Source organism: Enterobacter hormaechei subsp. hoffmannii (assembly GCF_001729745.1).
Taxonomy (GTDB): domain Bacteria; phylum Pseudomonadota; class Gammaproteobacteria; order Enterobacterales; family Enterobacteriaceae; genus Enterobacter; species Enterobacter intestinihominis.
Genome location: NZ_CP017186.1, coordinates 3890352 through 3910002 on the forward strand (window position 1 = coordinate 3890352; position 19651 = coordinate 3910002).

A 19651-nucleotide genomic window follows, 5' to 3' on the forward strand; every position below is an offset into this window, starting at 1 on the left:
GCATTTGAAACCGTAGGCCTGTGCAAGCGAAACGCCGCCAGGCAAAACGATCTTATCGACGACGCCCCAGCTTCACCGACTTCAGCACCACAAACTTGTTGTTTGTCGCAATGGTGACGCAGTTACCGAAAATCTTCTTCAGCTTGTGGAAGTAGTCCAGATGGCGGTTCGCCACGATGTACAGTTCGCCGTTGATTTTCAGGCAGCGGCGCGCGTGGTGGAACATCTCCCACGCGACGTTATCCGTCAGGGCGTGCTTCTGGTGGAACGGAGGATTGCAAAACACCGCGTTGAAGCGGAAAGGCTCTACGCCGGACAGCGCGTTATTGATCATAAACTCGCAGCGATCCAGCGCCTCCGGCAGATTGGTTTCCACGTTCAGACGGCTTGAAGCCACCGCCATTGGCGATTCGTCGCTGAACACCACGCTGGCCTCCGGGTTCTTCGCCAGCAGCGTCAGGCCAATCACGCCGTTACCGCAGCCGAGATCGACAATCTCCCCTTCCAGGTTTTCCGGCAGATGTTCCATAAAGAAGCGTGCGCCGATATCCAGACCGGTACGGGAGAAGACGTTCGCGTGGTTGTGGATGGTCCAGTCGGTCCCTTCCAGCTTCCAGCTCAGGGTCTCTGGCGCGTCGGCCAGTTCCGGCGCGCTGAAGGTACAGTTGATCAGGCGCGCTTTTTTCCAGGCCAGCGTCGTAGTGGTCGGGCCGAGCACTTTCTCGAACAGTTCCAGCGTCGAGGTGTGAATATCACGCGCCTTGGCGCCCGCGATGATGCGGGTTTCTGGCGTCACGACTTTACGCAGCGCGCGCAGTTGCTGCTCCAGCAGCGCCATGGTTTTGGGCACTTTAATCAGCACCACCCCTGGCGCCTGCGGGTAGTCCGCGGTGCTGTCGAGGAACTTCACGCTGGATTCGTCGATATCGTTGTGACGCAGGTTTTCACGCGTCGCCAGCTCGCTTAAGTAAGAATCGCCGATACTGTAAGGCGCATGTTCCGCCAGCGCACAGCCCAGCGCGCCAAACGCGTCATTCAGGATCAGAACCGGGCCGCGGATTTCAGTCTCATCCAACTGCTGCAGCAGATATTCATCCGCCGCTTCCCACGCCTGAAGCGGGTTCACGTCGTCCGTTTCCGGGAAACGTTTAAGGTTGAGTGAACGGAAACCGTTGTCTAAGTGGCTCATCGGCCCTCCTGAATGGTAAAATTTGGCGTATCCCTGAAAAGGGTGCGTGAGTATACCCGTTTTCACACTATTTTGGGGTTTTGATGAACCAGCTGACTTATCTCCAGGGCTACCCGGAGCAATTACTATCCCAGGTTCGCGGCCTGATCGCCGGGGGAAAGCTCGGCGCGGTGCTGGAAAAACGCTACCCGGGCACGCATGATTTCGCGACTGACAAAGCCCTCTGGCAGTATACGCAGGATCTGAAAAGCCAGTATCTGAAGAGCGCCCCGCCGATCAACAAGGTGATGTACGACAACAAGATCCACGTGCTGAAAAACGCGCTCGGCCTGCATACCGCCATCTCCCGCGTGCAGGGCGGCAAGCTGAAGGCTAAGGCGGAGATCCGCGTCGCGACCGTCTTTCGCAATGCGCCGGAAGCCTTTCTGCGGATGATCGTGGTGCACGAGCTGGCGCACCTGAAAGAGAAAGATCACGACAAAGCGTTCTATTCCCTGTGCTGCCATATGGAGCCGCAGTACCACCAGCTGGAGTTTGATACCCGTTTGTGGCTGACGCATTTATCGTTAAAGAGTAATGCGCAGTAGCGCACGCGAAATGTCATGAGGACGTGCTACAGTGGCTTTAGGTTCCCTGCTACGGAGTACGTAAACGTTTATGATACGTTTCGCAGTCATCGGTACGAACTGGATCACGCGCCAGTTCGTCGACGCCGCCCACGAAACCGGCAAATATAAGCTCACCGCAGTCTATTCCCGCAGCCTTGAGCAGGCGCAAAGTTTTGCGAATGACTACCTGGTTGAACATCTGTTCACCTCACTCGATGAGATGGCGCAAAGCGACGCCATTGACGCGGTCTATATCGCCAGCCCGAATGCTCTGCACTTCCCGCAAACGAAGCTGTTCCTCAGCCATAAAAAGCATGTGATCTGCGAGAAGCCGCTGGCGTCGAATATCCACGAAGTGGAAGCCGCCATTGCGCTTGCCCGCGAAAACCAGGTGGTGCTGTTTGAAGCGTTCAAAACCGCCAGCCTGCCCAACTTCCTGCTGTTGCAGCAGTCCCTGCCGAAAATTGGCAAAGTGCGTAAAGCCTTTATCAACTACTGCCAGTATTCCTCGCGCTACCAGCGCTATCTGGACGGCGAAAACCCGAACACCTTTAACCCGGCCTTCTCGAATGGCTCGATTATGGATATCGGTTTTTACTGCCTGGCCTCTGCGGTTGCGCTGTGGGGGGAACCACACGGCGTGACGGCCACCGCCAGCCTGCTGGAGAGCGGCGTGGATGCACACGGCGTTGTGGTGCTGGACTACGGCGATTTCAGCGTGACGTTGCAGCACTCGAAGGTCAGCGACTCCGTGCTGCCAAGCGAAATTCAGGGCGAAGACGGCTCGCTGGTGATCGAAAAAATCTCCGAATGCCAGAAGCTCAGCATCGTTCCGCGCGGCGGAAAAGCGCAGGAGCTGACGCAGCCTCAGCATATTAACACTATGCTTTATGAGGCAGAGGTCTTCGCCCGTCTGGTAGAAGACAACGAAGTGAACCACCCGGGACTGGCGATCAGCCGCACCACGGCGAAGCTGCAAACGGAGATCCGCCGACAGACCGGCGTAATCTTCCCCGCAGACGGCGTGAATGTGGAAGCCGTCGCGTAAAGCTGTGTAATGAAATCGTGCAGCCCATTGACGAAATCGATGGTCTGACATAATTTGTTACCTGCAAAGGGGAGTAACTTCTTCGCCGGTGGATCGTCATTACGATGCGTGCAAAACCGCATCCGGTCGCCGGGCAACCTTCGTGGTTGTAAGTGAGACCTTGCCGGAAGGCGAGGTCTATGCATAAAAAGCTAACGGCTATCGTCTTCTGACCATAGCCGTTTTTGTTTTTTTATGTGTAAGGAAAATAGTATGCATTCTGTCGGCACTCCAATGCTGTGGGGCGGATTCGCGGTTGTCGTGCTCATCATGCTGGCGATCGACCTCTTTTTGCAGGGTCGTCGCGGCGAACACGGCATGAGCGTTAAGCAAGCCGCCGTCTGGTCGCTGGTATGGGTTACCCTCTCACTTCTTTTCTGCGCCGCCTTCTGGTGGTATCTGGCCTCAACCGAAGGTCGCGCGGTGGCCGATCCTCAGGCACTCGCCTTCCTCACCGGCTATCTGATTGAAAAAGCGCTGGCGGTTGATAACGTCTTCGTCTGGCTGATGCTGTTCAGTTACTTCGCCGTGCCTGCGGCCCTGCAACGCCGCGTGCTGGTATACGGCGTGCTGGGCGCCATCATTTTGCGTACCATCATGATCTTCGCCGGTAGCTGGCTGATTACCCAGTTCGAATGGCTGCTGTACGTGTTTGGTGCGTTCCTGCTGTTCACCGGGGTCAAAATGGCGCTGGCGAAAGAAGACGATACCGGTATCGGTGATAAGCCGCTGGTGAAGTGGATCCGGGGTCATCTGCGCATGACGGACAAGATCGAGAGCGAGCATTTCTTCGTGCGTAAGAACGGCCTGCTGTTCGCCACCCCGCTGCTGCTGGTGCTGATTCTGGTCGAGCTGAGCGACGTGATTTTCGCGGTGGACAGTATCCCGGCTATCTTCGCGGTTACCACCGACCCGTTCATCGTGCTGACCTCGAACCTGTTCGCGATCCTCGGCCTGCGTGCGATGTACTTCCTGCTGGCGGGCGCGGCAGAGCGCTTCTCAATGCTGAAGTACGGTCTGTCGGTGATTCTGGTCTTTATCGGTATCAAGATGCTGATCGTTGATTTCTACCATATCCCGATCGCCATTTCGCTCGGCGTGGTGTTTGGCATTCTGCTGGTGACGCTGATTATCAATACCTGGGTTAACCGCCAGCACGATAAGAAGCAGCAGGCTTAGTGCAACGTTCGGTGCGGGCTGATGCCCTCACCCCACCCCTCTCCCACGGGGAGAGGGGGAAATGCAATGCAGGCCGGGTAAGCGCAGCGCCACCCGGCACTTTCGTTAACCAATAGTTAAAAAACATGACGCAACACGTAAAATCCAGCATTTTACGCTTCCGCCTTTCGCTGCTTTCCCTGATACTCAACCAGGCAAACAAATACTTACATCCGGATACAAATGTGACTTAGAGCACATCCAGGATGGAACGCAATTTCACTCAGGAATAACGTATGAGCACACAATCTAAGGGCCTGCTTGCGCGCCTGGCGCAGGGCAGTCTTGTAAAACAAATTCTGGTCGGGTTGGTACTGGGTATTCTGCTGGCGATGGTGTCAAAACCTGCCGCGGAAGCGACGGGACTGCTCGGCACCCTTTTCGTTGGCGCACTGAAGGCCGTCGCCCCGGTACTGGTGCTGATGCTGGTGATGGCGTCGATTGCCAACCACCAGCACGGACAAAAAACCAACATTCGCCCTATTCTGTTCCTGTATCTGCTGGGAACCTTCTCTGCTGCCTTAACGGCCGTTGTGTTTAGCTTCCTGTTCCCGTCCACGCTGCACCTGACCAGCGCGGCCGGTGATATCACCCCGCCGTCCGGGATTGTGGAAGTCCTTCGCGGCCTGCTGATGAGCATGGTCTCTAACCCCATCACCGCACTGATGAACGGAAACTACATTGGCATCCTGGTCTGGGCGATTGGTCTGGGCTTCGCGCTGCGTCATGGCAACGAGACCACGAAAAACCTGGTTAACGATTTGTCCAATGCAGTGACCTTCATGGTGAAGCTGGTGATTCGCTTTGCACCAGTCGGTATCTTTGGTCTGGTTTCTTCGACGCTGGCCACCACCGGTTTCGACGCACTGTGGGGCTACGCGCAGCTGCTGGTCGTCCTGGTCGGCTGTATGCTGCTGGTGGCGCTGGTGATCAACCCGCTGCTGGTGTTCTGGCAGATCCGCCGCAACCCGTATCCGCTGGTGCTGACCTGCCTGCGCGAGAGCGGCGTGTATGCCTTCTTCACCCGCAGCTCAGCGGCGAACATACCGGTGAACATGGCGCTGGCGGAGAAGCTGAACCTGGACCGCGATACCTATTCGGTGTCGATTCCCCTGGGTGCAACCGTGAACATGGCCGGTGCGGCGATTACCATCACCGTGCTGACGCTGGCGGCGGTGCATACGCTGGGTATTCCGGTAGATCTGCCAACCGCGCTGCTGCTGAGCGTCGTTGCATCACTGTGTGCCTGTGGCGCATCCGGCGTGGCGGGCGGCTCTCTGCTGCTGATCCCGCTGGCCTGTAACATGTTCGGTATTCCGAACGAGATTGCCATGCAGGTTGTCGCGGTCGGTTTCATTATCGGCGTATTGCAGGATTCCTGCGAAACCGCGCTGAACTCCTCTACCGACGTGCTGTTTACCGCCGCAGCCTGTCAGGCGGAAGATGCGCGTTTAGCGAAGAACGCCCTGCGCAGTTAAAAAGAAAAGCCCGGTGGCGGCTACGCCTTACCGGGCCTACAAGGTAAATGCAAAACGGCAACATGTGTTGCCGTTTTTAGTGTTTGCACCCTCTCGCTGTGGGAGAGGGCCGGGGTGAGGGCACCAGCCCGCACCCGACTTATAGCGTCACACCACTCTTAAAGATCGCCAGCTCGCGGAAGTCGTTCTTCTCGTTGCAGGTCTGCCTGCCGCTGGCAAATTCCACAATCGTGTCCACGAATTCGCTCAGCAGCTGCGGCATCGCTTTGCCGTGGATCAGTTGGCCCGCATCAAAGTCGATCCAGTGCTTTTTCTTCGCCGCCAGTTCGCTGTTAGTGGCGATTTTCACCGTCGGCACAAACCCGCCGTACGGCGTACCGCGACCGGTACTGAACAGCACCATATGACAGCCCGCTCCCGCCAGCGCGCTGGTGGCGACCGCATCGTTGCCCGGTGCGCTGAGCAGGTTCAGGCCGTGCGTTTTCAGCCGCTCACCGTAGCGCAGCACGTCCACCACCTGGCTGGCGCCCGCTTTTTGAGTGCAGCCCAGGGATTTCTCTTCAAGCGTGGTGATCCCGCCCGCTTTGTTACCCGGCGAGGGGTTCTCGTATATCGGCTGGTTATGGGCGATGAAGTACTGTTTGAAGTCGTTGACCATGGTGACGGTCTTCTCAAAGGTCTCTTCGTCGCGGCAGTGGCTCATCAGAATGCGCTCTGCGCCGAACATCTCCGGCACTTCGGTCAGCACCGTAGTGCCGCCGTTGGCAATCACGTAATCCGAGAAGCGACCCAGCATTGGGTTAGCGGTAATGCCGGAAAGGCCATCAGATCCGCCGCACTCCAGGCCAAACTTCAGTTCGCTCAGCTTGCCCGGCTCGCGCTTGTCGTGACGCATCACCTCGTACAGCTGATGCAGCTGTTCAACGCCCGCTTCCACTTCGTCGTCCTGGTGCTGACACACCATAAAGTGCACGCGCTCAGGGTCAAATTCGCCCAGCGTGTCGCGGAAGGCGTCGACCTGATTGTTCTCGCAGCCGAGGCCGATCACCAGCACCGCGCCCGCGTTCGGGTGGCGCACCATGTTTTGCAGCATGGTACGGGTATTGATGTGGTCGTCACCCAGCTGGGAGCATCCATAGGTGTGACTGAATAGATGCACACCGTCGGTGCCTTCAGCATCATTAGTCTCTTTCAGGAAACGCGTCTGAATTTGACGCGCGATCCCGTTCACGCAGCCGACAGTCGGGAGGATCCACAGCTCATTGCGGATCCCCACCTCGCCGCTGGCGCGGCGGTAAATCTGTACCTCACGATCGGCCGCCTGTCCTTCTTCTGGCTGGAAGTCAGGTTGATAGCTGTACTCGTCCAGATCGCTGAGGTTGGTGCGGGTATTGTGGGAATGAATGTATTCACCCGGCGCAATATCCGCCAGCGCATGACCGATGGGCAAACCGTACTTCACCACGTTCTCCCCTTTCGCGATGGGGATCAGGGCAAACTTATGTCCACGTCCAATGGCCTGGCGTAACGTCACCGACTGGTTGTCGAAGGTCACTTCCATCCCTTCGGCTAAATCTGCCAGCGCGACGGCAACGTTATCCAGCGAATGGATTTTGATGTATTGCATATCAACCTCAAACGGCCTTAGTTCAGTTCAATGGCGAAGTAGTCACGCGCATTGTTAAAGCAGATGTTTCTCACCATTTCGCCCAGCAGCTGGATATCCGCTGGCGCTTCGCCCGCGTGCACCCAGCGGCCAATCATCTGGCACAGAATGCGGCGGAAATATTCATGGCGGGTATAGGAGAGGAAACTGCGGCTGTCGGTCAGCATGCCAACGAAGCGGCTCAACAGGCCGAGCTGCGCCAGCTGCGTCATCTGACGCTCCATGCCGTCTTTTTGATCGTTAAACCACCAGCCGGAACCGAACTGCATCTTGCCCGGCATCCCTTCGCCCTGGAAGTTGCCGATCATGGTGCCCAGCACTTCGTTATCGCGCGGATTCAGGCAGTAGAGAATGGTTTTCGGCAGCAGGTTTTGCTCGTTCTGTTTGCTCAGCAGTTTTGACAGCTCTTCCGCCAGAGGGCGGTCGTTGATGGAGTCAAAGCCTACGTCCGCGCCCAGCAGTTTAAACTGACGCTGGTTGTTATTACGCAGCGCGCCGATATGGTACTGCTGAACCCAGCCGCGACGGGCATATTCCGCACCGAGGAACACCAGCACCGCGGTTTTGAACTGGGCGACTTCATGCTCGCTCAGGGCTTCGCCGGAGAGACGACGCGCCAGGATGCTGTCCAGCTCGGCTTCGCTGGAATCCGCGAACAGCACCACGTCCAGCGCGTGGTCAGACACTTTACAGCCGTGTGCGGCAAAGTGATCCAGACGTTTGGTCAGCGCGGATTGCAGATCGGCGAAACGACGGATATCGGTATCCGATACTTCCGCCAGCTTCGTCATGTAGTCATTAAAGGTCGGCAGCTCAATGTTGAAGGCTTTATCCGGACGCCAGCTTGGCAGCACTTTGATGTCAAAGGTGCTGTCCTTCGCGACAACCGCGTGGTGCTCCAGGGAGTCGATCGGATCGTCGGTTGTGCCCACCATCTTCACGTTCATCTGCTGCATGATGCCGCGCGCCGAGAAGCTTTCCTGCGCCAGCAGTTCGTTGCACTGATCCCAGATCTCATCCGCCGTGGCGGGAGAGAGCAGCTTGCCGGTGATACCAAAAGGACGACGCAGTTCGAGGTGCGTCCAGTGGTATAACGGGTTACCGATGGTGTGGGGAACGGTAGCGGCCCAGGCGTCAAACTTCTCGCGATCGGTCGCGTCGCCGGTACACAGGCGCTCGGCCACGCCGTTGGTGCGCATCGCGCGCCATTTATAATGGTCACCCTTCAGCCAGATATCATACAGGTTTTTGAAACGGTAATTTTCGGCAACCTGTTGCGGCGGTAAATGGCAGTGGTAGTCGAAAATCGGCTGATCTTTTGCGTAGTCGTGGTACAGGCGGCGAGCAAATTCGGTATCTAACAGGAAATCTTCGGTCATAAACGGTGTCATTATCGTCTTCCTCATTACGGGAGCGTCAGAAAGCTTATGTTCAGATGCTGCAAAGTTATCACACCAATTTCCAGAGTCCGACGTTTTTTTCGTGAGTTAGATCAATAAACGTCGACAAATAAATTACCCTCAAAGGGGTAAACCTTCTTGCAGGCCGCGCCAGATCTGGCTTTGCGCACGCCGCATAATATCCCTACAAAGATTCACTCTTTTGTGATGTCACTCACCTTTTAAAGTTGTATGACAAGTTATCTTTTCGCCGTCGCAAACTATAAGCCGACGGAATGCATTACCGGTGTTTGTTACATCGGATTTAACGGTACGGAAGCCGACTTAGCACGATGACTTATGGCAAGGTTCGGGCCGTTCCGGGACAGGTTCCCGGTTACGCCCCTCCCGTTACAGAACAGCTCCCGGCAACGGTTGAGTTGTTGCCGTGTCCCGACACGGAAATAACATAACGATGAGGTTTTACATGCGTAAAATTAAAGGGTTACGTTGGTACATGATCGCACTGGTGACGCTCGGCACCGTGCTGGGCTACCTGACACGTAACACCGTGGCAGCAGCGGCGCCAACGTTGATGGAAGAGTTACATATCTCCACACAACAATACTCTTACATCATTGCGGCGTATTCTGCCGCTTACACCGTAATGCAGCCTGTTGCAGGTTATGTTCTTGATATTCTGGGTACAAAAATTGGTTATGCCTTCTTCGCTGTAGCATGGGCCGTCTTCTGCGGGGCGACGGCGCTGGCTGGCAGCTGGGGCGGGCTGGCGCTGGCGCGTGGTGCGGTAGGTGCTGCCGAAGCGGCGATGATCCCTGCGGGTCTGAAAGCCAGCTCTGAATGGTTCCCGGCAAAAGAACGTTCAATCGCTGTCGGTTACTTCAACGTGGGTTCCTCCATCGGGGCGATGATTGCTCCGCCACTGGTGGTGTGGGCGATTGTGATGCACAGCTGGCAAATGGCGTTCATCATCTCCGGTGTGCTGAGCTTTGCCTGGGCCATGGCGTGGCTGATCTTCTATAAACACCCGCGCGATCAGAAAAAGCTGTCTACCGAAGAACGTGACTACATTATCAATGGTCAGGAATCTCATCATCAGACCGACAACGGTAAAAAAATGTCCGTCTGGCAGATCCTGGGTACCCGTCAGTTCTGGGGTATCGCCCTGCCACGCTTCCTGGCGGAACCGGCCTGGGGTACGTTCAACGCCTGGATCCCGCTGTTCATGTTCAAAGTCTACGGCTTTAACCTGAAAGAGATCGCGATGTTCGCCTGGATGCCAATGCTGTTTGCAGACCTGGGCTGTATCGTCGGCGGCTACCTGCCACCGCTGTTCCAGCGCTGGTTTGGCGTGAACCTGATTGTGTCCCGTAAGATGGTGGTCACCATGGGCGCCCTGCTGATGATTGGCCCTGGCATGATTGGCCTGTTCACCAGTCCTTACGTGGCTATCGCCCTGCTGTGTATCGGGGGCTTTGCTCACCAGTCTCTGTCTGGCGCGCTGATTACGCTCTCGTCCGACGTGTTTGGTCGTAACGAAGTTGCCACCGCCAACGGTCTGACCGGGATGGCCGCCTGGACCGCAAGTACCCTGTTTGCGCTGGTGGTCGGCGCGCTGGCAGACACCATCGGTTTCAGCCCGCTGTTCGCGGTACTGGCCATCTTCGACCTGCTGGGTGCAGTGGTTATCTGGACGGTGCTGAAGAGTAAATCCGCCGAGGAACTGGCGAAAGAGTCCCTTGGGGGACCGGCGACGCAGAGTTAGCTTGTTGTGCCGGGTGGCGGCTCCGCCTTACCCGGCCTACAACACCCGATAAAACCGTAGGCCGGGTAAGCGTAGCGCCACCCGGCAAAAACGTCGCAAAAGCCGCCTCCGGGCGGCTTTTTTAATGGCGAAATCTGGAGAGTGGCACGCAAAAGTGGTATAACAAATCATTCGCCGTACCCTGCCTGGAGCGCATATGGAAATCACCGAATCACGTCGTTTATATCAACAACTTGCCGCCGAGCTGAAAGATCGGATCGAGCAAGGGGTCTATCTTGTCGGTGATAAACTTCCCGCTGAGCGTTTTATTGCGGATGAAAAAAGCGTCAGCCGTACGGTGGTCCGCGAAGCCATCATCATGCTGGAAGTTGAAGGGTATGTTGAGGTACGCAAAGGTTCCGGTATTCACGTGATTTCCAGCCAGGCGAAACACTCCCCCACGCCGGACGAAAGTCTGGAATTTGCCAGCTACGGTCCGTTTGAGCTTCTCCAGGCTCGCCAGCTGATTGAAAGCAATATCGCAGAATTCGCAGCGACGCAGGTCACCAAGCAGGACATCATGAAGCTGATGGAAATCCAGGATCATGCGCGTAAAGAAAAATGTTTCCGCGATTCCGAATGGGACCTGCAATTCCACGTTCAGGTCGCCCTTGCGACTCAGAACACAGCGCTGGCGGCAATCGTTGAAAAAATGTGGACTCAGCGCGTTCACAACCCGTACTGGAAGAAACTGCACGATCACATTGATTCCCGCACGGTAGATAACTGGTGTGACGACCACGACCAGATTCTTAAGGCCCTGATTCGTAAAGATCCGCATGCGGCGAAACTGGCAATGTGGCAGCATCTGGAGAACACTAAACAGATGCTTTTTAATGAAACGAGTGATGACTTTGAATTTAACGCTGACCGCTATCTTTTTGCTGATAATCCGGTGGTTCACCTCGATACCGCGACCAATGTCGCAAAATAACCTCCTGAACTGCTGGCAGGCGCACCGCCGCGCCTTCCGGCCAGACAGGGTAAGAAAACCTCTATAGTGTCAGCCTTTGTAAAATCTCTCGCTCCCCTCCGTGGCTTACGCCAAAATCGTGTTTCCCCTCAAATTCTGTGACGCAGAACGTCGGGCTTTGTTACAATTGGATTCACTTCGTTATTTTGTAAGTTAGTGCTTGCTAACCAGCCAATTAACAGGGAACAGTGTTGGCCACACATCATTGTGTCCGCGAGCGACCATAATGAAATCATAACAATGTCGCCGTGCTGTTTTCCCGAATGACAGGCGTGACGTTAACCGATTTCCAGGAACACTGAATGGAACTTTTGACCCAACTACTGAACGCCCTCTGGGCTCAGGATTTCGAAACGCTGGCCAACCCGTCCATGATTGGCATGCTCTACTTTGTGTTATTTATGATCCTGTTCCTTGAGAACGGTCTGCTGCCTGCTGCCTTTTTACCGGGCGACAGCCTGCTGGTGCTGGTTGGGGTGCTCTGTGCAAAAGGGGCGATGGCTTTCCCACAAACGGTTCTGCTGTTGACCATTGCCGCCAGCCTGGGTTGCTGGGTGAGTTATATTCAGGGGCGATGGCTGGGCAACACGCGAATCGTTCAGAACTGGCTTTCGCATCTTCCGGCACATTATCACCAGCGAGCGCACCACCTTTTCCATAAGCACGGGCTCTCCGCCTTGCTGATTGGCCGCTTTATCGCATTCGTACGCACCCTGCTGCCGACCATTGCGGGCTTGTCCGGCCTGAGCAGCGCGCGCTTCCAGTTCTTTAACTGGATGAGCGGCCTGCTGTGGGTTCTGATCCTGACCACGCTCGGCTACGCGCTCGGTAAAACGCCGGTCTTTATGAAATATGAAGACCAGCTGATGTCTTGCCTGATGCTGCTGCCCGTCGTCCTGCTGGTGTTTGGCCTGGTCGGTTCACTGGTCGTACTGTGGAAAAAGAAATACGGAGCCAGGGGTTAACGATGGTTATCTCCCCGCTCGCGCTGCGCCGCTTCTCTTACGCCATCGTCGCGCTAATGATGTTCAGCGCTCTCATCCTGCTATGGTCTGCCCTACAGCACCAGGAGTCGACGCTGACTATCCGTCCTGTGAGTCAAGGAACCAGCGTGCCGGATGGTTTTTCCATCTGGCATCATCTGGACGCTAACGGGATCCGCTTTAAGAGCATCACGCCGCAAGACGATGTGCTGCTGATAAAATTTGACTCCAGTGCGCAAAGCGCCGCGGCGAAAGCGGTGCTGGACCGCACGTTGCCGCAGGGTTACATCATCGCGCAACAGGATGATGACAGCCACGTAGCCTCCTGGATGTCACGGTTACGCGACACGTCGCATCGATTTGGCTAACGACTAATATTCCGAATATTTTCACCCACTTTGGTGAAACTCCCGTTTACTTACTATGCTTAAGTACGCGGAGCACCCCTCAGATGTTCTCCGCATAGTTCTGGAACACGGCTTACGCCGTAACACAATGGAAGGTTTCTATAATGAAATACCGCATCACCCTGGCTCTGGCCCTTTTTTCTTTAAGCACAGCTTCCTTCGCTATGTCTCTTTGTCAGGAGAAAGAACAGGATATTCAACGCGAAATCAGTTATGCCGAAAAGCATAACAATCAGCACCGGATCGACGGACTGAAAAAAGCGCTGAGCGAAGTGAAAGACAATTGTACGGACAGCAAGCTGCGTGCCGATCATCAGGAAAAAATCGCTGAACAGAAGGACGAGATAGCCGAGCGCCGTCAAGACCTGCAAGAAGCGAAAGAGAAAGGTGATGCGGAAAAAATTGCCAAGCGCGAGAGGAAGTTGCAAGAGGCGCAGGACGAACTGAAAGCGCTGGAAGCTCGCGATTATTGAGTTAACGGAAATCTCAACAGGAGAGAATCATGTCAAAAGATACAACTTCAGAACATCTGCGCGCTGAGCTGAAATCCCTGGCGGACACCCTGGAAGAGGTGCTGAACTCTTCTGCCGATAAATCGAAAGAAGAAGTCAGCAAACTGCGCAGCAAAGCGGAGCAGGCACTGAAAGAAAGCCGCTACCGTCTGGGTGAAACCGGTGATGCACTGGCGAAACAGACCCGCGAAGCGGCTGCGCGCGCAGACGAATATGTACGTGACAATCCATGGACAGGCGTTGGTATTGGTGCCGCAGTGGGTGTGGTGCTGGGTGTCCTGCTGACGCGTCGTTGATTATGGAAGATCCACGTCACGCACAAGGGCCTGCTAAAAACGTCCTCGGCATCGGCCAGCGTATTCTTACGACGCTGGTCGGGATTGCCGAAACGCGCGTCCGGCTTGCGGTAGTGGAACTGGAAGAGGAGAAAGCCAATCTCTTCCAGATGCTGCTCATGCTTGGGCTTACGATGCTCTTTGCCGCGTTTGGTCTGATGAGCCTGATGGTGTTAATCATCTGGGCTATCGATCCACAGTATCGGCTGAACGCGATGATTGCGACTACCGTGGTTCTGCTGGTGGCGGCGCTGATAGGCGGTATCTGGACCCTGCATAAAGCGCGCACGTCGACCTTCCTGCGCCATACGCGCCAGGAGCTGGCCAACGACCGCGCCCTGCTGGAGGATGATAAGTCGTGAGCGACAAAGCCGAACGTCAAAAGCGGAAAGCGTATCTGCTGAGCCAGATCCAGCAGCAGCGGCTGGACCTGTCCGCCAGCCGTCGCGACTGGCTGGAGCTGACCCAGCGTTACGATCGCGGCTGGAATACTCTTCTAAGCCTGCGATCGTGGGCGCTGGTGGGTAGCAGCGTGATGGCGATCTGGACGATTCGTCATCCAAACATGCTGATTCGCTGGGCACGCCGTGGCTTTGGTGTCTGGAGCGCATGGCGTCTGGTGAAAGCAACGATTCGTCAGCAGCAGCTGCGCTAGCCTTCTCGCCGGGTGGCACTGCGCTTACCCGGCCTACGGTAAAAAAGTAGGCCGGGTAAGGCGTAGCCGTCACCAGGCAAAATCTCTTCATGCTCCCTTACTCAATATCTTTGAAAAAGATTGACAGTTTTCCTTGCTAACAATTGCCATCCGCCCCGTTTACACTCCTCTCCATCGACAGCAAAGACGCGGTATCTACCCGAATTTGCACGCAAATAACGTTTAGCCGCTGATGTGGTTTCCTGGAGAGTAAAATGAAAAAATTAGATGATGTTGGTGTATTGGTAGCGCGTATTCTGATGCCTGTGCTGTTCATCACCGCAGGCTGGGGCAAAATTACCGGCTATGCGGGCACTCAGCAGTATATGGAAGCGATGGGCGTACCGGGTTTCCTGCTGCCACTGACCATCCTGCTTGAGTTCGGCGGCGGCCTGGCAGTGCTGTTCGGTTTCCTGACCCGCACCACGGCGCTGTTCACCGCAGGCTTTACCCTGCTGACCGCGTTCATCTTCCACAGCAACTTTGCGGAAGGCGTGAACTCCCTGATGTTCATGAAAAACCTGACCATCGCGGGTGGCTTCCTGCTGCTGGCTATCACGGGTCCGGGCGCCTACAGCATCGACCGTCTTCTGAATAAGAAGTGGTAAGCACGCTATACTGATTAAATTCAAAGCGAGGAGACATCTCCTCGCTTTTGCTATCTGACGGAGGAGTAAAAAATGGGACAACTCGTAGACGGCGTCTGGCAGGATGTCTGGTATGACACCAAATCCACCGGTGGACGCTTTAAGCGCTCTGTTTCGGCCTTCCGTAACTGGCTGACCGCCGACGGCGCACCCGGCCCGAGTGGCGAAGGGGGCTTTGCGGCGGAGAAAGATCGTTATCATCTGTATGTTTCTCTCGCCTGTCCGTGGGCGCACCGCACGCTGATTGTGCGCAAACTTAAAGGTCTCGAATCGCTAATTCCGGTTTCGGTGGTCAACCCGCTGATGCTGGAAAACGGCTGGACGTTCGACAGTGACTTCCCGGCCGCGACGGGTGATGAGCTTTATCATCACGATTTCCTGTATCAGCTTTATCTGCGCGCCGATCCGCACTACACCGGACGCGTAACGGTGCCTGTGCTGTGGGACAAGAAAAACCAGACGATCGTCAGCAATGAATCCGCTGAAATCATTCGCATGTTCAATACCGCGTTTGACGCGCACGGCGCCCGCGCCGGGGATTACTATCCGGTTGAGCTGCGCGAGAAAATTGACGAGCTGAACGGCTGGATCTACGACAACGTCAACAACGGCGTCTATAAAGCCGGTTTTGCCACCAGTCAGGAAGCGTACGACGAAGCGGTCGGCAACGTGTTTGGATCCCTGGAACGTCTGGAGCAGATCCTCGGCCAGCATCGTTATTTAGCGGGCGATCGCCTCACCGAAGCAGACATCCGCCTGTGGACGACGCTGATCCGCTTCGATCCGGTGTATGTCACCCACTTCAAGTGCGACAAGCATCGCATCAGCGATTATCTGAACCTGCACGGTTTCCTGCGCGACATCTATCAGATGCCGGGTATTGCGGAGACGGTCAATTTTGACCATATTCGCACCCATTATTTCCGCAGTCATAAGACCATCAACCCAACGGGCATTATCTCCATTGGTCCGTGGCAGGATCTGGATGAACCACACGGGCGCGACGTGCGTTTCGGATAATTATTTAGGGAATCAATTGATTCCCTTTTTTAATTCACGGCATACATCTATCCTTACCTCGATCGCTTAGAAAACAAGTGATTGACTGACTAAGAGGCAAGGAAAAATGGACTGGTATTTAAAAGTACTGCGCAACTACGTTGGATTTGGTGGCCGTGCCCGCCGTAAAGAGTACTGGATGTTCGTTCTGGTGAACTTCGTCCTGATTATGGTGCTGGGTATTGTGGACAAAATCCTCGGCTGGGAACGCGAGGGGGGCGAAGGCATTCTCACCACCATTTATGGTGTGTTGGTTCTGCTGCCTTCATGGGCCGTACTGTTTCGTCGTCTTCACGACACCGATCGTTCGGCGTGGTGGCTGCTGTTGCTGTTGATCCCGCTTATCGGCTGGATCGTGATTTTGATTTTCAACTGTCAGAGCGGAACGCCGGGAGAAAACCGCTTTGGTCCGGATCCGAAGATCTGCGCATAAAAAAAAGCCCGGTGGCGCTTCGCTTACCGGGCCTACAAATTACGATTTTATTTATTATATTGCGTGAAAAGCTTCGGAATTTCGCGTAAACACCACGATTTGGCTTCGCCCATGCTGTCACGACGCCACGCCATAATAATATCCACTTCGCTGGTGTATTCCGGGCTGACAACGCGCAGCCGTCCCTCTGCAATGTCCTTTTCGACGAACGGATACGGCATGGTCGCCACGCCCAGCCCCGCCAGCAGCGCCTGACGCTTATCTTCCAGCGACGTCACCGTCAGACGCGGCTGTTTATCCAGCAACTGCACCGTTAACACCGGGCGCTCGCGCGCGGTATCCGCCACCGCCACGCCGCGGTATTTCACGCGCGTGACCTCAGAGAGCGGTTCCGGCTCCTGATGGATCGGGTGACCCGGCGCAGCGACGTAGACGTTCATCACGCTGTACAGTTTGCGCGAGTTAATTTCTGACGATGAGCGGAAATGCATATCCGGCGCAATGACGATATCCGCCCTGCCCGTCTCAAGACGCTCCCACGCCCCGGCCAGTACCTCGGTGATGATCGACAGCTGGGTATTGGCTTTCGCGGCCAGTCTGTCCACCAGCGGGAACAGCGCCTCGGTGGGCACCAGCGCTTCGGTCACTAACGTCAGATGGGTTTCCCAGCCGCGGGCCAGCGCTTCGGCATCGGTCGTCAGTTTATCCGCCGCTTCCAGCAATACGCGGCCGCGCTCCAGCAGCATCCGCCCAACGTTGGTGAATTTTGTTCGATGGCCGGAGCGATCGAAGAGCACAACATCCAGCTCCTCCTCCAGCTTTTGCATGGTATAGCTCAGCGCAGACGGAACGCGCCCCAGTTCATCTGCCGCCGCGGCAAAACTGCCGCGCCTGTCAATCGCGTCCATGACGCGAAGCGCCTCAAGCGTCAATGCTCTCTCTTTAGCCATCTCGTTCTCATTCAGGAAATTTGAACATACCGGGCAGAATATCTGGCTAACAATGCAGCGTCCATACCTTTACCATTGATTTAGTGTAAAGAGAGGTCAAGTTTATGATTACGACAAGAACAGCGAAACAGTGCGGACAAGCCGATTTCGGTTGGTTGCAGGCCCGCTACACCTTTTCCTTTGGACACTACTTTGACCCTAAACTTCTCGGTTACGCTTCACTGCGCGTATTGAACCAGGAAGTGCTCGCCCCGGGCGCGTCCTTCCAGCCGCGCACGTACCCGAAAGTCGATATCCTGAACCTGATCCTGGAAGGCGAGGCAGAATACCGCGATAGCGAGGGCAATCATGTCCAGGCGAAGGCTGGCGAGGCGCTGTTAATTTCCACGCAGCCGGGTATTAGCTATAGCGAGCATAACCTCAGCAAAGACAAAACGCTGACCCGCATGCAGCTGTGGCTGGATGCCTGTCCGGAGCGGGAAAATCCGCTGGTGCAAAAAATCGATCTGAAGGGCGATAAACAGCAGCTGATTGCCTCGCCAGACGGCAGCAAAGGCAGCCTGCAGTTACGCCAGCAGGTGTGGCTGCACCATATCGAACTGAAAAAAGGTGAACAGGCAAGCTTCCAGCTTCATGGCCCGCGCGCCTATCTGCAGTCCATTCACGGTACGGTGCATGCGGTGACGCACGCGGAAGAGAAAGAGGCGCTCACCTGCGGCGACGGCGCGTTTATTCGTGATGAAGCGAATATCACCCTGGTGGCGGATACGCCGCTGCGCGCGCTGCTGATTGATTTGCCGGTTTAACCCCCCCCTCACCCTAGCCCTCTCCCCAAAGGGGAGAGGGAACGAGCGAGCCCCTCGCCCCTATGGGGAGAGGGGTTGGGGTGAGGGGAAATTTTTACACCTTACTCGCCATAATCTCAATAATCTGCCGGTCCGTTGCCTGCATCGAGCGGCACGCCAGCGCGCACAGGTTCGCGATCGACTGCTCCACGTCGTGCGCCACAATCCCCTCATTACCCGTCACGGCAGTATCATCCAACGCCATCATCACGGCTTTCCAGGCGCTGGTGACGCTGGTCGAGACCTTCATTGCGCAACTGTTAGACGCCCCGTCACAGATCATCCCGCTGACGTCGCCGATCATACTGCCGATCGCCATGGAAATTGTCTGGTAAGAACCGCCCATCAGCCACGCCATCCCCGCCGCAGCCCCCATTCCGGCCGTTGTCGCCGCACACAGCGCGGACAAGCGCGGAAGCTGGTAATGGATATAGATCGCCGACAGGTGCGAGAGCATCAGCGCCCGCGCCAGCCGTTCGTCATCGGCCTGAACGTGCTCAGCCACCACCACCACCGGCATGGTGGCGGTGATGCCCTGATTCCCGGAACCCGAGTTGCTCATCGCCGGCAGCGTCGCGCCCCCCATGCGGGCATCCGAGGCTGCGCTGGTGCGGATAACAATGTCTGAACCCAGATCCTGCGCCATCCATCCGCGTGTGCGCTGTTTATTGAGCGTCGCACCAATATGCAACCCCCAGTTGCCACGTAAACCTTCCCGGGAGAGCGCATCGTTCAGCCGTCCCGCATCGAGGATAAAGCGGATCGCGTCGAACGGCACCAGCTCTACAAACTCAAGGATCTGCGACAGCGTGGTGGTCGAGAGCACCTCCAGCGGATCGTCGCTGTTCTGGCTCTGATTATCGTCAAGCCTGAAGCGCGTTTCGCCCTGACAAACAACCTCCACCACGCGAGTGTGCCCGCCAGCGATGGTCACCATCGCCGAGGATTCACCGACGTAAACGCAGGCACGTGAATAGAGGATCTCATCGCACGGCTCCTGCAATTTTACCTGCACCAGACCCGCGTTCAGCAGTGCTTTGGCGCGCGTTAGCGCCTCGGACGACGCGTCTTTCAACACCTCCAGTCCGGCATGCGCGTTACCGCCTGTCGCGCCCAGCGCGGCCGCGATGGGTAAACCGACCATACCGGTACCGGGCACCGTTACGCCAAGCCCGTTTTTCATCAGGTTCGGCGATACCCACGCCTCGATACGCGTCACCTCACCGTCAAGCTGTCCGGCAGCCATCGCGCACGCCAGCGCCAGCGAGACGGGTTCGGTACAGCCCAGCGCAGGCTTTACCTCTTCCTGCACCGCGCGAATAAAATGGTTCCATAAAGGATTAATTTGCTCAGACATCGTTAC

The 19651-nt window shown here is 56.1% G+C and carries 21 protein-coding genes; 16 read left to right on the plus strand and 5 right to left on the minus strand.

Features of this window, described 5'->3' with window-relative positions; all coding sequences use genetic code 11:
- Nucleotides 1-52: 52 nt before the first annotated feature.
- On the minus strand, nucleotides 53-1189 hold the full coding sequence (gene rlmG, locus BFV65_RS18300) for a 23S rRNA (guanine(1835)-N(2))-methyltransferase RlmG (protein ID WP_023298689.1): 1137 nt from the start codon (nucleotides 1187-1189) through the stop codon (nucleotides 53-55).
- Between the two features lie 83 nt (nucleotides 1190-1272).
- Here rlmG and BFV65_RS18305 point away from each other — a divergent pair, with 83 nt between their 5' ends.
- The 4 genes from BFV65_RS18305 to sstT all read left to right on the plus strand — a co-directional run bounded on the left by BFV65_RS18305 (nucleotide 1273) and on the right by sstT (nucleotide 5580).
- On the plus strand, nucleotides 1273-1776 hold the full coding sequence (locus BFV65_RS18305; protein ID WP_063147861.1) for a M48 metallopeptidase family protein: 504 nt from the start codon (nucleotides 1273-1275) through the stop codon (nucleotides 1774-1776).
- A gap of 70 nt (nucleotides 1777-1846) precedes the next feature.
- Nucleotides 1847-2845 carry a Gfo/Idh/MocA family protein gene (locus BFV65_RS18310; protein ID WP_022649469.1) on the plus strand — a complete coding sequence of 333 codons (999 nt, stop codon included), beginning with the start codon at nucleotides 1847-1849 and terminating at the stop codon, nucleotides 2843-2845.
- A gap of 252 nt (nucleotides 2846-3097) precedes the next feature.
- Nucleotides 3098-4063, plus strand: a complete 966-nt coding sequence (locus BFV65_RS18315; protein ID WP_022649470.1) for a TerC family protein — start codon at nucleotides 3098-3100, stop codon at nucleotides 4061-4063.
- A gap of 275 nt (nucleotides 4064-4338) precedes the next feature.
- A complete protein-coding gene (gene sstT / locus BFV65_RS18320; RefSeq protein WP_023298692.1) occupies nucleotides 4339-5580 on the plus strand; it encodes a serine/threonine transporter SstT in 1242 nt (413 codons plus the stop codon).
- 139 nt (nucleotides 5581-5719) lie between these two features.
- Here sstT and BFV65_RS18325 read toward each other — a convergent pair whose 3' ends face one another.
- Nucleotides 5720-7207 carry a UxaA family hydrolase gene (locus tag BFV65_RS18325; RefSeq protein ID WP_023307033.1) on the minus strand — a complete coding sequence of 496 codons (1488 nt, stop codon included), beginning with the start codon at nucleotides 7205-7207 and terminating at the stop codon, nucleotides 5720-5722.
- 17 nt (nucleotides 7208-7224) lie between these two features.
- Entirely contained in the window at nucleotides 7225-8637 is a 1413-nt protein-coding gene (gene uxaC, locus BFV65_RS18330; RefSeq protein WP_063137981.1) for a glucuronate isomerase, read from the minus strand.
- 475 nt (nucleotides 8638-9112) lie between these two features.
- Here uxaC and BFV65_RS18335 point away from each other — a divergent pair, with 475 nt between their 5' ends.
- From BFV65_RS18335 to BFV65_RS18385, 11 genes are all read left to right on the plus strand, one after another.
- Complete coding sequence (locus BFV65_RS18335; RefSeq protein ID WP_022649474.1) at nucleotides 9113-10411, plus strand: MFS transporter; 1299 nt, start codon at nucleotides 9113-9115, stop codon at nucleotides 10409-10411.
- Nucleotides 10412-10607: 196 nt separating this feature from the next.
- A complete protein-coding gene (gene exuR, locus BFV65_RS18340) occupies nucleotides 10608-11384 on the plus strand; it encodes a transcriptional regulator ExuR (protein WP_023298695.1) in 777 nt (258 codons plus the stop codon).
- A 341-nt stretch (nucleotides 11385-11725) separates the two neighbouring features.
- Entirely contained in the window at nucleotides 11726-12388 is a 663-nt protein-coding gene (yqjA, locus tag BFV65_RS18345) for a DedA family general envelope maintenance protein YqjA (RefSeq protein WP_022649475.1), read from the plus strand.
- A 2-nt stretch (nucleotides 12389-12390) separates the two neighbouring features.
- A complete protein-coding gene (gene mzrA / locus BFV65_RS18350) occupies nucleotides 12391-12774 on the plus strand; it encodes an EnvZ/OmpR regulon moderator MzrA (protein ID WP_022649476.1) in 384 nt (127 codons plus the stop codon).
- Between the two features lie 143 nt (nucleotides 12775-12917).
- Complete coding sequence (locus BFV65_RS18355; protein ID WP_017382428.1) at nucleotides 12918-13286, plus strand: DUF1090 domain-containing protein; 369 nt, start codon at nucleotides 12918-12920, stop codon at nucleotides 13284-13286.
- A gap of 29 nt (nucleotides 13287-13315) precedes the next feature.
- Nucleotides 13316-13621, plus strand: a complete 306-nt coding sequence (locus tag BFV65_RS18360; RefSeq protein WP_008503141.1) for an ElaB/YgaM/YqjD family protein — start codon at nucleotides 13316-13318, stop codon at nucleotides 13619-13621.
- A gap of 2 nt (nucleotides 13622-13623) precedes the next feature.
- Complete coding sequence (locus tag BFV65_RS18365) at nucleotides 13624-14022, plus strand: phage holin family protein (protein ID WP_003862647.1); 399 nt, start codon at nucleotides 13624-13626, stop codon at nucleotides 14020-14022.
- A complete protein-coding gene (locus tag BFV65_RS18370) occupies nucleotides 14019-14315 on the plus strand; it encodes a YqjK-like family protein (RefSeq protein ID WP_022649477.1) in 297 nt (98 codons plus the stop codon). The genes BFV65_RS18365 and BFV65_RS18370 overlap by 4 nt, the downstream gene beginning before the upstream one ends.
- Nucleotides 14316-14569: 254 nt before the next feature.
- Nucleotides 14570-14962, plus strand: a complete 393-nt coding sequence (locus BFV65_RS18375; RefSeq protein ID WP_032626373.1) for a DoxX family protein — start codon at nucleotides 14570-14572, stop codon at nucleotides 14960-14962.
- Between the two features lie 72 nt (nucleotides 14963-15034).
- The gene (locus tag BFV65_RS18380; protein WP_023298697.1) at nucleotides 15035-16021 is read left to right on the plus strand and encodes a glutathione S-transferase family protein; all 987 of its coding nucleotides are present in this window, start codon (nucleotides 15035-15037) and stop codon (nucleotides 16019-16021) included.
- A 106-nt stretch (nucleotides 16022-16127) separates the two neighbouring features.
- Nucleotides 16128-16493, plus strand: a complete 366-nt coding sequence (locus BFV65_RS18385; protein ID WP_022649479.1) for a DUF805 domain-containing protein — start codon at nucleotides 16128-16130, stop codon at nucleotides 16491-16493.
- 47 nt (nucleotides 16494-16540) lie between these two features.
- On the opposite strand, the gene yhaJ is transcribed toward BFV65_RS18385, so the two are convergent.
- Nucleotides 16541-17443 (minus strand): DNA-binding transcriptional regulator YhaJ, encoded by a 903-nt coding sequence (yhaJ, locus tag BFV65_RS18390; RefSeq protein ID WP_022649480.1) that lies wholly within the window; start codon nucleotides 17441-17443, stop codon nucleotides 16541-16543.
- 104 nt (nucleotides 17444-17547) lie between these two features.
- Here yhaJ and BFV65_RS18395 point away from each other — a divergent pair, with 104 nt between their 5' ends.
- Nucleotides 17548-18249 carry a pirin family protein gene (locus BFV65_RS18395; RefSeq protein ID WP_022649481.1) on the plus strand — a complete coding sequence of 234 codons (702 nt, stop codon included), beginning with the start codon at nucleotides 17548-17550 and terminating at the stop codon, nucleotides 18247-18249.
- 94 nt (nucleotides 18250-18343) lie between these two features.
- Here the strand turns inward: BFV65_RS18395 and BFV65_RS18400 are convergent, their stop codons facing one another.
- Entirely contained in the window at nucleotides 18344-19645 is a 1302-nt protein-coding gene (locus BFV65_RS18400) for an L-cysteine desulfidase family protein (RefSeq protein ID WP_069596977.1), read from the minus strand.
- Nucleotides 19646-19651: the final 6 nt, after the last annotated feature.